This is a genomic window from Janthinobacterium sp. BJB304 (genome assembly GCF_002735765.1).
In the GTDB taxonomy this organism is placed as follows: Bacteria; Pseudomonadota; Gammaproteobacteria; order Burkholderiales; family Burkholderiaceae_D; genus Janthinobacterium.
The window spans coordinates 42,835-56,885 of sequence record NZ_PDZN01000025.1; the positions used below are offsets into that span (position 1 = coordinate 42,835).

11 protein-coding genes are annotated in these 14,051 nt (G+C 64.1%); 5 read left to right on the forward strand and 6 right to left on the reverse strand.

Annotation, left to right across the window (positions count from 1 at the left end):
• Positions 1–152 precede the first annotated feature (152 nt).
• The gene (locus CSQ95_RS24305) at positions 153–3,377 is read right to left on the reverse strand and encodes a DEAD/DEAH box helicase (protein WP_257218201.1); all 3,225 of its coding nucleotides are present in this window, start codon (positions 3,375–3,377) and stop codon (positions 153–155) included.
• On the opposite strand from CSQ95_RS24305, the gene CSQ95_RS30170 reads away from it, so the two are divergent.
• On the forward strand, positions 3,345–3,695 hold the full coding sequence (locus tag CSQ95_RS30170) for a hypothetical protein (RefSeq protein WP_257218202.1): 351 nt from the start codon (positions 3,345–3,347) through the stop codon (positions 3,693–3,695). The two genes, CSQ95_RS24305 and CSQ95_RS30170, sit on opposite strands and share 33 nt — an antisense overlap.
• Here the strand turns inward: CSQ95_RS30170 and CSQ95_RS24310 are convergent.
• Positions 3,692–5,404 carry a methyl-accepting chemotaxis protein gene (locus CSQ95_RS24310; RefSeq protein WP_099411351.1) on the reverse strand — a complete coding sequence of 571 codons (1,713 nt, stop codon included), beginning with the start codon at positions 5,402–5,404 and terminating at the stop codon, positions 3,692–3,694. The two genes, CSQ95_RS30170 and CSQ95_RS24310, sit on opposite strands and share 4 nt — an antisense overlap.
• A 207-nt stretch (positions 5,405–5,611) precedes the next feature.
• A complete protein-coding gene (locus CSQ95_RS24315; protein ID WP_099411352.1) occupies positions 5,612–6,502 on the reverse strand; it encodes a LysR family transcriptional regulator in 891 nt (296 codons plus the stop codon).
• A gap of 113 nt (positions 6,503–6,615) precedes the next feature.
• Between CSQ95_RS24315 and CSQ95_RS24320 the strand changes: the two genes are divergently transcribed.
• Together CSQ95_RS24320 and CSQ95_RS24325 are read left to right on the forward strand one after the other, a co-directional pair.
• Complete coding sequence (locus CSQ95_RS24320; protein ID WP_218963644.1) at positions 6,616–7,797, forward strand: serine hydrolase domain-containing protein; 1,182 nt, start codon at positions 6,616–6,618, stop codon at positions 7,795–7,797.
• A complete protein-coding gene (locus tag CSQ95_RS24325; protein WP_099411353.1) occupies positions 7,794–8,984 on the forward strand; it encodes an MFS transporter in 1,191 nt (396 codons plus the stop codon). The genes CSQ95_RS24320 and CSQ95_RS24325 overlap by 4 nt, the downstream gene beginning before the upstream one ends.
• Here CSQ95_RS24325 and CSQ95_RS24330 read toward each other — a convergent pair.
• The 3 genes from CSQ95_RS24330 to CSQ95_RS24340 all read right to left on the reverse strand — a co-directional run bounded on the left by CSQ95_RS24330 (position 8,949) and on the right by CSQ95_RS24340 (position 11,031).
• A complete protein-coding gene (locus CSQ95_RS24330) occupies positions 8,949–9,494 on the reverse strand; it encodes a DinB family protein (protein ID WP_099411354.1) in 546 nt (181 codons plus the stop codon). The two genes, CSQ95_RS24325 and CSQ95_RS24330, sit on opposite strands and share 36 nt — an antisense overlap.
• Positions 9,495–9,525: 31 nt before the next feature.
• Positions 9,526–10,125 (reverse strand): MarC family protein, encoded by a 600-nt coding sequence (locus tag CSQ95_RS24335; RefSeq protein ID WP_070224777.1) that lies wholly within the window; start codon positions 10,123–10,125, stop codon positions 9,526–9,528.
• Positions 10,126–10,242: 117 nt separating this feature from the next.
• Entirely contained in the window at positions 10,243–11,031 is a 789-nt protein-coding gene (locus CSQ95_RS24340) for a helix-turn-helix transcriptional regulator (RefSeq protein WP_099411355.1), read from the reverse strand.
• 101 nt (positions 11,032–11,132) lie between these two features.
• On the opposite strand from CSQ95_RS24340, the gene CSQ95_RS24345 reads away from it, so the two are divergent.
• Positions 11,133–12,047, forward strand: a complete 915-nt coding sequence (locus CSQ95_RS24345; protein WP_099411356.1) for a DMT family transporter — start codon at positions 11,133–11,135, stop codon at positions 12,045–12,047.
• Between the two features lie 39 nt (positions 12,048–12,086).
• Positions 12,087–13,706, forward strand: coding sequence for a toxin-antitoxin system YwqK family antitoxin (locus CSQ95_RS24350; RefSeq protein WP_180279147.1), 1,620 nt, complete (start codon positions 12,087–12,089; stop codon positions 13,704–13,706).
• Positions 13,707–14,051 lie beyond the last annotated feature (345 nt).

Genomic DNA, 14,051 nt, shown 5'->3' on the forward strand with positions numbered 1-14,051 from the left:
GCGATTGCGCGCTAATCCGACCTACGTCTTGGTTTTCCGGTGCAGCAACGTAGGTCGGATTAGCGGGGCGTAGCCGCGCGTAATCCGACAAGAGCGGCCAACAATGTTGTCGGATTACGCGCTGGGGCGCTAATCCGACCTACGCCTGCCAATCAGCCCATCTCCACCAAAAACTCATGCATGCCCGTATGCGGCAATTGCGCGCACGCCGGTGCAAAATGCGGCAACTGGCCCCACAGCAGCGGGTTGCCGACGATGTACACATAGTGTTGCGCGCGCGTCAGGGCCACGTTGAGCAAATTCGGCGTGGCCGCCGCCCATTGCGCGGCACCCACCGTGCTGTCGTCGGCGCCGAGGACCAGCATGACCACGCTTTGTTCCTTGCCTTGGAAGGTGTGCACGGTGCCCACCATTTGGCTGCTCCACTGGCGCAGTTCGCGCGCCGTCGGCGCCTTGCCGTAGCCGAGGCGGCGGTCCCAGTCCATGTCAACGATGCGCGAACGCAATTCGTTGCGCACGGCCTTGAACGGCGTGATCACATACATGTCCGGCAGCTTGCCATCGCGGCGATATAGTTTCAATAACACTTCCAGCACGAAATCGAGCTGCACCGGCACCACCTGCTTGTAGCTGACGGCGCCGACGGCGTCGATCCAGCGGCTCGGTCCCCGCGTCAGGCCGCGCGCGCCGGCCGGCGGCGTGCGTTCAGCCAGCCCATAGACCATCTTGTCTTCGTAGGCGATGCTGTTGGCCAGCGAAAACATCGGTTCGACGCAGCGGCGGTGCACGCGCAGGGGGCTGCCGATCCACAGGGGCTGCGCGCTGCCGGCGCCGACCGTTGCGCCATAGCGGTTGGCCTTGTCGGCCAGGGTCTGCACGGAAACGGAAGTCGGCGCGTAGCTGCCATCCTGCGTATGCGGCGACAGGGCCGACAGGGTCTGCACGAGACGGCCCGGCACCGTGAACACGGGTTCGATCTGCAGCGGGTCGCCCACGACGACGGCGCGTTTGGCGCGCCACAGGCTGCCCAGCGCCGCTTGCGGCACGGCCTGGCCCGCTTCATCGATGAACAGCCAGCCCAGCGATTCCGGGCCCATGCCCTGGAACTGGCGCGCGAACGAGGCAAACGTGGTCGACACGACAGGCACCACCATGAACAGGCTGTGCCAGACCATGGCGACGTGCGACTGGTCGTACGCGCGCTTGTTTTTCAGCAATTTCGACACGGCCAGCAAGTTGCCGCCAAAGCCGGGTCCGCCCTTCTTCGCCACTTCCGCCAGCCACGCTTCGTGCAGGGCCAGGGCCTTGGCGAACAGGCGTGAGCGCAGGCGCGCCAGCGCCGGTTCATGCCACAGGCCGCCTATCTGCAGGGCATCGCCGTCCAGTTCGTCCAGGGCGGTCGGCGCGATGATGGTGGGAAAGCGCAGGCGTGCGCGGCGCAGCAATTCCGTGCTGTCATCCCATTCGCGCTGGCGCGATTGCGCCGTGCGCAGGGCAATGTGCAGGCTGTTGCGGGCCCGCTCGCAGCGCGGCTCCAGCTCGCCCTTGAGCAGCAGCTTGATGGCGGAGACGTCGCGCGCGGCCTGGCGCTGCGCTTCGGCGTTGGCCACGACGGCATCCTTGTAGGCGCGCGCCGGGGCCGTGCGGAACAGGCGGGCAAAAAAGCCCGGTTGCGTCAGCGCCACCAGGCGCTCTTCTTCCAGCAATTCCTTCTTGCTGGCGAGCAGGGTGTCCTGCTGCGCCAGCGCGCCGGACAGGGCGCCATTCGCTGCATCCATCTCTTGCTCAGCTTCAATCAACGCTTGCTGGCTGGCCTGGATAAAATCGGCTTCCGTGCACGTGCCCACGGCTTGCCACAGGGCCGCGTATTGGGCGTGCTCGGCCAGGGCCTTTTCCACCACGTGTTCCGTTTCGCGGAACTCGCGCGCCGCCTGGGCGAAGCTCACGCCCTGGTAGCTGGTCAGCCATTGGCGGATATTCTGTGCATTCGGCGTCTTGCGCGCCGTGCTCTTGTCCCAGTCGTCGTCATAAAAATTGCTGACGAAGCGGCGGCGGTTGGCGCTATTGCCCAGCGCGCAGGACATCAAGCCCCACGGCGCTTCCGTCTCGTCCAGGGCGCGGTTGGCGCCATTGCCGTCGGCCACGACCCGGCGCGCCACGCTTTCAAAGTAACGCGTGCGCGCCCATTCCTTGCCCAGCTGTTTCGGTTTCGGGAGATCGCCGGAAATATTTTCCACCGCCGCATTGTTCGACGAGGCGACGACCATTTCAAAGCCCGTCAATTCCGGGCGCAAGCGGGCGATGGTGATCGGGTCGCGCACGCCTTCGAAGGACACGGCCACCTTGCCGATGAAGGCGTCGCCGGCGCGGTCCAGACAGGACAGCACGCTGGCGCGGCGCACGATGTTGTCGGCAAACAATTCGCGCAATAACGTCGTCTTGCCCGTGCCGGGCGGGCCGTTGACGGAAAAGATGCCGCGTTCGCTCAAGCCCGTGCGTGCGCCATGGATGGCGAACTGCTGCATCAGGCTCATGGCGTAGCTGGCGTCTTCCAGCCAGTGTCCCCGGTTCATGTTCGCGGGATTGAGCATGGCGGCCAGTGCCTGGCGTCCGGCCGGGCTGTACAGGTCGATGCGCTCGTCCTGCGCCAGCGGCGTCAGGTAGGCGGCCACCGTCGCCGGCAACTTGCCCCCACGCAAGGCGCGGATGATCTGTTCCAGGTCATCGAGGTAAAAACTGTTGAGGATATCGATCGATGGCTCCACCGCGTCGCCAAAGTCCAGGCTGCGGTTCTGGCTGGCCTCAACCAGGTCGCCTTCCGTCACGGCCGCGCGTTTCTTGCGCGTGCGCAATTCCAGCACGGCCAGCGGCTGGCCGGCGGACGGGTGGAAGCCGGCCCAGTCGCGCAGCAGGTCGGCCAGGGCCGCGATTTCCATGCCGGACAGGGGCGCCGAGACATTGCCCGCCTCGTCCGTCACTGGCTGCGGGGCGCGGGCGGCGGCAAAGTTGCGCAGGCTGTCCTGCAGCGCCAGCTGGCTGTCGCTGAAGGCGTCCAGGCTCAGGCCCGACCAGTCCGGCGTGCGGACGCGGCCCAGGGCCCACGGCAAGGTCGACACGGAGACGGGATCGAACTGTGGCTCGCCCAGCGCATTGAGGTTGATGCGGGCAAAGCACGAGCGTCCCAGCAGCTCTGTTTTTTCTGTTTCGGCAATGTTTTCCGGACCGTTGGCCGGCGGGCAAGCCTTGTTGATTTCGGCCTTGTCGAACACGCCGAGGAACAGTGAAAAGCCGTCGATCTCGCGGTCGGAAGGGACTGGCCACTGCGTGGCGAACTGCGGCGGCATTTGCGCCAGCTGTTCGCGGTGGAGGAGACGCACGGTGGATTGGTCTTCAACGTCCGTGATTTGATTCAGGTCAAACGGGATAAAGAATTCGATCTTGTGCCAATACTCCAGGATAGCCAGGAGGCGCTGCTGTTCTGCCTGATTCATGATGACCAATATTTTGTAAAGCGAGCGAGGATTGTAAAGCGTATGCGTGCTGCACGTTTTGCACTTTTGTCTATTGCGCGGGCTTTGCCGCAAAAAAAGTGGTATTGGCGGACGAAAAAAAGCCAGGCAGCAACTTCCTGCCTGGCTTTCCCCGTTGCGATGTTGCCGGGTGTTAAAACTCTGTTATTAACACTGGTGTTTTAAAACTCTTCCCATTCGCTTTCGGCGGCGGCATTGCTGCGGCGCGCCGGCGCGGCCGCGACGGCCTGGCGTACGGGTGCGGGCTTGGCCGCGGGGCGCGCGATGGCGGGCGCAGCCGCTGCCGGCGTGGCGCGCACAGGCGTCAGCTTGCTGACGCTGGCAACATGGTTGCCGGTTTTAAAGAAGCCCACCACGTGCGCCAGTTCGCCCGCCTGTTCCTGCATGCTTTGCGAGGCGGCCGCCGCTTCTTCCACCAGGGCCGCGTTTTGCTGCGTCACTTCATCCATCTGGGCAATGGCCATGTTGATCTGTTCGATGCCGATGGTCTGCTCGTGCGTGGCGGAGGTGATTTCGCCCATGATGTCGGTCACGCGCACGATGCTGTCGACGATGTCGCCCATGGTCTGGCCCGCTTCATTGACGAGGCGCGAACCCGTGTCCACGTTGGCGACCGAAGCGGCGATCAGTTCCTTGATCTCCTTGGCGGCCGAGGCCGAACGGTGCGCCAGATTACGTACCTCGGTGGCGACGACGGCGAAGCCACGGCCTTGTTCGCCCGCGCGCGCCGCTTCCACTGCCGCGTTCAAGGCCAGGATGTTGGTCTGGAAGGCGATGCCGTCGATGACGCCAATGATGTCGACGATTTTCTTCGACGAGTCATTGATCGTGCCCATGGTGTCGACCACTTGCGCGACGATGCTGCCGCCGCGCACGGCCACTTCCGACGCGCTTTTCGCCAACTGGTTCGCCTGGCGCGCATTGTCCGCGTTCTGTTTCACGGTCGAGGTCAGCTCTTCCATGGCCGACGCCGTTTCTTCCAGCGAACTGGCTTGCTCTTCCGTGCGTGACGACAGGTCGAGGTTGCCTGCGGCAATTTCGCTCGACGCCGTGGAAATCGCATCCGTACCGTTGCGCACTTGCGCCACCACGCCCAGCAAGCTCGTGTTCATGGCTTTCAGGGCGCCCAGCAGGCGGCCCGTTTCATCGCTGGAATTGACGACGATGTGCGACGACAAGTCGCCCGAGGCCACGGTTTCGGCCACGGCCACGGCCGCATTGATGGGCTGGGTGATCGAGCGCGTGATGATCCAGGCAACAAAAGCGCCCAGCAGCACGGCCACGCTGCCCAGGGCAATCATGGAGGCGCGTGCGCTCGTGCTCAGCGTTTCGGCGTCCGTCGCCGCCTGCGCCGCCTGCTGCGCTTCATAGGCGACCAAGCTGTCGAGCGCGCCCAGCACGATCTTCAGGCTCGGTGCCGCCTGCTGCGTCAAAAAGGCGATCGCCTCTTCCGTCTGGCCCGCATTGCGCAGTTCGATGACCTTGTTGTTCAGCGGCGCGCCCGATTTCAGGGCCGCGTCCAGTTCGGCCATCAGCGCCGTTTCCTTGTCCGTCGAAATCTTCTTTTGCAAGGTTTCCTTGGCGGCGCCGTATTTCTTGCGCGCTTCGCCGATCTTGGCCAGTTCCGCCTGCACCAGCGCTTCCGTCGGCGCCACCACAATGCTGGTGATTGCCAGGGTAATGTTGCGCACGTTGTCGCTCATGGTGTTGGCGGCCGCCATCTTGACGTTCTTGTCGGCCACGATGTCGTGCGTGCGTGCGCTCAGTTGCCCCATGGAATACAGGCCGACGAGCAAGACGGCTACCAGCAGGCCGAGGACGACAGCAAACCCGATCCCGAGCCGGGTGCCGATTTTGAATTGTGTAAGTGACATGATTGCTTTCGTGTTGCGGAAGTGAAGGAAAACGTCGACAGGCCAAGGCTACGGGTTTATACGTAAGGGCGACCAGCCTGTAATTGTTCCTCAAAATTCCGCACTGCAATACAAAAACTTGTATCAAGTCCCCGAAAAGTTTAAAAATTGGTAGCAAATTAAATAAGTTGTCGTGTGGAAACAACGAGCGCGACGCCGGATGCGGGCTTAGTTTTCCGGAAACACGTGGGTGGCGAGGAAATCGATGAAGGCGCGCAGTTTCGGCGTCAGGTGGCGGCTGCTGGGCCACAGGATGCGAAAGGCGCCGTCGTGCCGGCGGTGCGCGTCCAGCACCGGCTGCAAGCGGCCCGCCGTCAGCGCCGCGCGCGCGGCAAAGTCGGGCAGGGCGGCGATGCCCAGGCCGCTTTCGGCAAAGTGCAGCAGGGTGTCGACGTTGTTACAGTTCAGCACAGTCGGCAAGCCGGCCGCGTGCAGGGAATTCCACTCGGGCAAGGGCCACGCCTCGACCTTGCCGCTGCTGGGAAACTTGTACAGCAGGCAAGTGTGGCGTGCCAGGTCGGCCGGCAGCGCGGGCGTGCCGTTGCGCGCCAGATAGGCTGGCGAGGCCACCAGTTGCAGCTGGAACTGGCCCAGCTGGCGGCTCATCAAACGGCTGTCGGCGCTTTCTCCCGCGCGTACGACGGCGTCATAGCCTTCTTCGATGACGTCGACCCGGCGGTCGCTGAAATCGAGGTCGAGTTCCACCTGCGGATAGGCACGCGCAAAGGCCGCCAGCACGGGATTGAGCAGGCTGCCCACCTGCGGCAGGCTGACGCGCAGCCGGCCTTGCGGCGCGCGCTTGCTGTTCGATAATTCCAGCTCGGCCGCTTCGATCTCGCCCAGGATGCGCCGGCAGCGTTCGAGAAACACGGTGCCCTCGCTGGTCAGCGCAATGCTGCGCGTGCTGCGGTGAAACAGACGCGCGCCGAGCCGCTCTTCCAGCCGCGCGATGCTCTTGCCCACGGCCGAGGCGGAAATGCCGAGCACCCGGCCCGCCGCGACAAAACTGCGCGTTTCCGCCGCCTGCACGAAGGCCGTGAATCCCGCCAAGTTATCCATGGTTTTCCTTTTGATTGCGGATGTCAACGTCCGCACAGACTGAAACTATAGCCTGTTTTTCTTTGATCGCGCCTGGCTTACCTTGGCAGCCTGATCATTTGAAAGGCTACGCCATGATGTACAACTTCTCTCCCGCGGCCTTGGCCGCCCGCATCGACCCCTTGCTCGATGCCGTGCTGCAGCAGCAGCGCCTGGTGGGCGCCGTGGTGCTGGTGCGCCAGTGCGGCCAGGATATCTATCGCCGCGCCGCCGGCCACCTGGACCGCGAAGCCGGCACGCCCATGGTGGAAGACGCCGTCTTCCGCCTGGCCTCGGTCAGCAAACCCATCGTCTCCACGGCCGCGCTGGCGCTGGTGGGGCAGAACCGCCTGGGCCTGGACGACCCGGTGGCGCGCTGGCTGCCGTATTTTGCGCCGCGCCAGCCGGACGGCGCCGTGGCGGCGATGACCGTGCGCCACTTGCTCACGCACACGGCCGGCCTCGACTACGGCTTTTTCCAGCCGCCGGGCGGCGCGTATGCACGGGCTGGCGTGTCGGACGGCATGGATGCCTCCCGCATTTCCCTGGAGGACAACCTGCGCCGCCTCGCTACCGTGCCGCTCGCGTCTGCACCGGGTGCGCGCTGGGCGTATTCGATCGCCACCGACGTGCTGGGCGCCGTGATCGAAGCGGTGACGGGTTTGCCGCTGGCGCAGGCCGTGGCACAGCTGGTGACGGCGCCGCTGGCCATGCACGACACGGGTTTTATGGCCACGGACGGGGCGCGCCTGGCCGTCGCGTATGCGGACCGCGCAGCGGAAGAAGCCCGGCCGCGCCGTTTGCTGGACGAGGGGGAAGACCATCTGCCGTTTCTCGAAGGCATGGCCGGCTTTACCTTGTCGCCGGCAAGGGCGCTCGACGCGCACGCGTATCCGTCCGGCGGCGCCGGCATGGTCGGCTCCGCCCCCGATTTCATGCGCCTGCTGGAAACCCTGCGACTGGGCGGCGCGCCGCTGCTGCCGCCAGCGCTGGCGCGCCAGATGGGAGCAAACCAGACGGGCGGTTTCGACTTGCCGTTCTGGCCGGGACGCGGCTTCGGCCTGGGGTTCACGGTCTTGACGGACCCGCTTGCCGCCGCCACGCCGGAGTCTGCGGGCACGTGGCGCATGGGCGGCACGTATGGCCACTCGTGGTTTGTCGACCCTGCGCAGGAACTGTCCGTGGTGGCGTTCACGAATACGGCATTGGAGGGCATGGCGGGACCGTTCGTCACGGAACTGTGCCAGGCCGTGTATGGCGCCAAGGAAATGCCATGACGCGCCCGCACCCCATCGTTTTTCTTGCGCTGGGCCTGTTCGGCGTGTATTGCATTGAGTTTGGCGTGGTCGGCATCTTGCCGATGATCATGCAGCGCTATGGCGTGACGGCCGCGCAGGCGGGTTCACTGGTGAGCCTGTTCGCCCTGGTGATCGCCGTGGGCGGCCCCTTCCTCGTGCTGCTGGCCACGCGGTGGCGCCGCAAGAGCGTGCTGATCGTCTCGCTGCTCGTGTTTGCCCTGGCCAGCGTGGCCTCGGCGTATGCACCGCGCTTCGGGCTGCTGCTGGCGCTGCGCGTGGTGCCGGCCCTGTTCCACCCTGTGTATTTCTCGCTGGCCATGGTGGCCGCCGCCGCCCTGTATCCGCCACGCGATGCGGCGCGGGCCGGCGCGCATGCGTTCACTGGCACCAGCATGGGCATGGTACTGGGCATCCCGCTCACCACCTGGATCGCTGCCCAATATGGCTACGAGGCATCGTTCCTTGCCTGCGCCCTCGTCAATGCGCTGGCCGCGCTGGGCTTATATGTGTTCTTGCCCGACACGCCGCGCGAGGCGCCGATGGCGTATGGCCGCCAGCTGGCCGTGCTGCGCAAACCTGCGCTGTGGTTCACCATCGCCGCCGCCGTGCTGGTGTTTGCCGCCATGTTTGCCGTGTATGCGTATGCGGCCGCGTATCTGCAACAGGAAGCGGGCTTGTCGGCGCGCCAGACGGGGCTGGCGCTGGTGGTGTTTGGCGTGGGCGGCGTGGCGGGCAATTTGTTCGCGGGGCGCCAGCTGGGCACGCATGTGCTGCGCACGGTCTTGCTGCAGCCTGTGCTGCTGGGGCTGGCTTACTGGCTGTTGTACCGGTATGCGGGCACGGGTATCGGCTGGGCGGCGTTGGCCGTGTTGCTGCTGTTCTGGGGCGCGGCGCATACGAGCGGGCTGATCGTCACGCAAGTGTGGCTCAGCAGCGAAGCGCGCGAGGCGCCCGCGTTTGCCATCGGCGTGTATATCGCCGCCATCAACCTGGGTGTGACACTGGGCGCGCTGGCCGGCGGCATGGCCATCGAGTCCTATGGCATGCCGGGGGCGCTGGCCTGCGGCGCGCTGCTGGGGGCGCTGGCGCTGACCTTGATCGGGATCAAGGCGTGGCGCTATCGCCTGCCCTCAGTCCTCGATATGGTTGGGGATGCGAAACAGTAAATCCGTGTCGCCGATGTCCACGCCCGCTTGCGACAGCAAGGTGCTGGCCTGGCCCCGGTGATGCGTCTGGTGGTTAAAGAAATGCATGAGCAGGCTGAAAAACTCGCGCCGGTTCGGCCCCTTGCTGTTGCGGTAATCGAGCAGGTGGTCGAGGTCTTCTTCGCGGATGGACGCGGCCCAGTCGATGATGACCTGGTCCAGCCATTGCCGGTGCGCGTGCATGGCGGCAAAATCGTCGGCCGCGAACAGCGGCTGCGTGAGCGACGCGGGCGGCGTGATGGCACGGATGGGGTCGAGCAGGGGGAAACCGGCAGGATGTTTCGCGTAGCGCTGCAGCCACAGTGTGTCGCCCACCATCACGTGGTTCAGGGTGGCCAGCAGGGAGCCGAAAAAGGCGCCCCGCTCGCGTTGCAGCTCGCCGGGCGGCAGGCTGGCCGCCGCCGCGTAGACCTTGGCATTTATCCACTGGTTGTAATCGGCCATCAGGCAAATGTGGGCGCAACGGCTCATGGTGATTCCTCCAGTGTATGAATGCTCTATATTAAACGGACTTCAGGAACGCGCGTATGCCGGCCAGCAGCATTTCAATGGCCATCGCCGTCAGGATCAAGCCCATCAGGCGCTCGAACGCCGTCATGACCCGTGGGCCGAGCGCCCGCTGCAAGCGTTCGGCACACAGGAAGACGGCCAGCCAGACGACGGCCACGGCCGTCAATCCCGCCACGTGGGCGATCACTTCATTGACTTCATGCGAGGAAAACAGCAGCACGGTGGCCAGGGCCGACGGGCCGGCCAGCGCGGGGATGGCCAGCGGCACGATGAACGGCTCGCCGCCCATCTCGTGGTCGCTATTGCCCGCGTTTGGCTGCGGAAACACCATGCGCATGGCGATCAGGAACAAAATCACGCCGCCGCCGATGCGCAGCGCCACTTCCGATAATTGCAAGGCGTTCAGGAAATGGCGGCCGAAGAACATAAACAGCAGCAAGATGCCGAAAGCGATCAGGCATTCGCGCACCACGACTTTCCAGCGCCGCTCGATCGGTACCCGTTTCAGGGCATTGACGAACAGGGAAACGTTGCCGAACGGGTCGGTGACGAGCAAGAGCAGGATAAATGTCTGGAAGAAATTCTGTGTCATGGCGGTGAGAGATAAGGTCAACACCGCTGCCAGGATGGGCGCGGTGCGATAAGGCTTGCGATGATAACAAGCCCGGCGGCGATCGCCCATGATTATTGATGCATAGCAGCATTTTTTTTATGCCGCGATGACTTTTGCCTGGTAAAACGCCGTCGGCGTGGTGCCGAAATGCTTTTTGAACATGGCGGCAAACGCGCTTTGGCTCGTGTAGCCGTTGTCCATGGCCACGTCGATGACCTTGCCGCCGCGCGCCAATTGCTCCAGCGCCCGCAGCAGCCGCGCCTGCTGGCGCCACTGGCCGAAGCGCATGCCCGTCTGCTTCTGGAACAAGCGGTGCAGGCTGCGCTCGGTGATCGCCAGTTCCTGCGCCCAGTGCGCCACCGTCAGCTGCTCGCCCGGTTGCTCCATCAGCCGCGCGCAAATGCCGCGCAGGCGCGCGTCCGCAGGCAAGGGCAGATACAGGGGCAGCACAGGCAGGCTGCCGAGTTCGTGCAACAGCAATTGCAGCAGATGCCAGTCGCGGCTGCCTTCCGTAAAATCGGGCGCGATGTCGACGGCGGCCACGATCAGTTGCCGCAGCAGGGGGCTGATGTCGAGCACGCAGCTGTGGCCAGGCAGCAATGGAGAATTGGCGCAGTTGACGAACACCGTGCGCATTTTCACGGCGCCGCTCATGCGCACCCGATGCGCGATGCCGGGCTGCAGCCATACGCCGCGCGTGGGCGGCACCACCCAGCGCCCGCCCTGCGCCTCGATGGTCATCACGCCTTCGATGGCATACAGCAATTGCGCATGCGTGTGACGGTGCACGGAAATCACGTGGCCATGCGCATAGTCGACGGCCAGCGCCATGGCGCGTGCCGTGACGGGCAGCAATTCCTGAAAGGCGGGGGAGGAACAATCCATGAAAGCAGGTCAGTTTTGCGATAGGTATGGACATCTTAGCGCGAGAAGGCGAGCCGCGCCTGCGGCATGATGGTTTCCCGCAACTATTCCTGGAGCTACGCATGCCTGTGCGCGCCTATCTGTATCCGTTTCTCGCCATGCTGCTGTGGGCCGGCAACGTCGTCGTCTCGAAGCTGGCCGCGTCCAGCATCGCCCCCACGGCCATCACGTTTTATCGGCTGGTGCTGGTCTTGCTGGTGATGACGCCGTTTATCATTCTCCCCCTGTGGCGCAACCGCGCCGCCATCCGCCGCCAGTGGTGGCAGCTGGCCCTGTGCGGCCTGATGTCGATGGCGCTGTTCCAGAGCCTGTCCTACCGGGCCGCCGAATCGACGACGGCGACGAATATGGCCATCGTCACGGCGCTCGCGCCCCTGATGACGGCCCTGCTCAGCGTGCTGCTGCTGGGCGAGCGATTGACGGTCGGCATGGCGGCCGGCGGCGTGCTGTCGTTCGGCGGCTTGCTGTACCTGGTGGGGCGCGGCGACGTGCTGGCCTTGCTGCAGCAGGGCGTGCATGCGGGCGACGCGCTGATGCTGCTGGCCTGCCTGAGCTTTGCCCTGTACGGCGTGCTGCTGCGCCGCTGGCGTCTGTCCATTCCCGCCTGGCAAGCTATTTATTGCCAGGCGCTGGCGGCCCTGGTGTGCATGCTGCCGCTGTTCCTGCTGCTGCCGCCCGGTAGCGCCCGGCTGGACGCCACCACCTTGCCCCTGATCGGCTATGCGGGCATCGGCTCATCCATCGTGCTGTCCTACCTGTGGATCGAGGGCGTCAAATTGCTGGGACCGAACCGCTGCAGCATCTACGTCAATCTGCTGCCCCTGCTGACGGCCTTGCTGGCCATCGTCTGGCTGCATGAAAGCATGCATCTCTATCACCTGGTCGGCGGCGGCATCTCGCTGCTAGGCGTGCTGCTGGCGCAGACGGTGCAGCGGCCGCTGTTTGGCCGGCGTCCTGGGGTGTCCGGTCTTGCCTGATGGCCATGCATAATGGCGGCTTTCGGCAGTGGAGTTGACATGCGGTACACATTTTGGATGAGCACGATGGCCATGGCGCTGGCCTGGGGCACCATGGCGCCAGCGCAGGCCGCGCCGCGTTTTTATGAGGGTATGCCCATGGCCTTCGCCAGCGCGGTCGAGCGCCGCGACGGCGGCGTGGTGCTGGCCTTCCTGCGGGAAAATGGCGAGGTCAACGGCTACTATTGCCAGTGCAACGGCATCAGTGAAAAACGCATGAACCTGGACAAGTACGGCCAGGCCAGCATCGAGGCCGTGTTCCAGCTGGATCTCGACAGCGAGGGTGAAACCACGTTCGTGCTCAGCCGCAGTGCTAACAGTGGCGCAGCCTACGGCTTGCATGCCTACCGCTACGGGCGCAGCGGAGGCAAGATGTTCAAGGTGCCGGCCTTGCAGCCCGCGCTGGACGCCATCGTGCGCGGCGCAACAACCATGGACGAGGCGCAGGTGCGCGCCGCGCTGGCCTCCTTGCAGTTGATCGACTACAGCATCGCCTACGCGCCCACGGGCGTGGCCGGGTTTGACGCCATCGAGCATGCGCATGGCAAGCTGGCCGGCTATTTCAATATCGACGGTGAATTATTGCCCGGCAAGCCAGCCGACGCCCCCGCGTTTGCCTATAAAAAGACGTACCAGGAAAAGGATGGCCATTATCTGACCGTCACGTATCTGCTGGGAAAGGGCTGGGAAGGGGGCTTCGCGCCCAGTTATCACATCAAATGGATCGCCTGGGAAACGCAGCCGCAACGCTTTGCTGGCAGCCAGGACGGGCCATTCATCGAGTACGACGTCAATTGCTGCGTGGGCAGCGTGTTTGCCCGCGGCCTGTATGCGCAGGGCAAGCGCACCGGCGTATGGCATTACGAAGAGCCCAATACCATTCGCTCGTCTGGCGCTTTTGTCGACGACAAGGCCGAGGGGCCGTGGACATATGCAAGCGGCGACGAGACCACCACGGGCATGATGCAGCGGGGCCAGCGCACAGGGCGCTGGGAAGTGCGCCCGGGCGTGGAGGAATGGCGCGCAGCGGACATGCACAGCTACACCGGTTACGACCATTTCGTAAAAGACCGTCTGGACGGCCCCAGCGAGCGCCGCGCCGGTGGCGTGGTGCAATGGCAGGGTAGTTATTTGAATGGCAAGAAGCAGGGACAGTGGGTGGAACCTGGCGGTGGCGGCAACTATGCCGATGACATCAAACAGGGGCCATGGAAGAAATCGACGCCGGACGGCGGCTGGCAAGTGTTGACCATGCTCAATGGCAAACCCGATGGCAAGCTGGAGCAGTATGCGGCCGATGGCCGGCTGGAACTGGTCGAACATTACCGCCTCGGTGTCCTCGATGGCACGATGGAAAGTTTTTATCCGGACGGCAAGCGGCGTTACCAGGGCAGCTTTGTCGACGGCAAGCGCGATGGTGCGGAAACCCTGTTGTATCCCGATGGCGAACTGCCGCAATTTCACCGCAACTGGCACAAGGGCGTGCTGCATGGCGTCAATATCGAGAATTTCCAGAACGGAAAACCGAAGCAGATCGGCGCCTACAACATGGGCAGGAAAACGGGCCGGTTTCAGTATTTTCGCGACGATGGCCAGCTCATCGAAGAAACCATGTATTAACTAGATGGCTAGCATAAATGGCATTCCCGCGCGACCGCGCACGTCAGCGGAATGCCAGTTCTGCGCAAAAAACATCATCCGCTTGTTACAAAGCGTGAAAATTCCAGACGGATGTTGCTACTGGTAATCTTTCCCTGTATCTTGCAGTCAGGAAATTAAAAGTACAGGAAACCTCGACCTCGTTGCCCTGTCTTGCACTCCTGACGATATGCGCGGGCCGCCTTCCCCCCTGCCGCCGCACACGCCGTATCGACCTGTCCTGAACAATTCACGTGATCCGCCCATCTGGCGTTTGCCGCTATCTCGTCCGGCAGGCGGTGGCACGGTCGCGCCCTTACCAAGGAA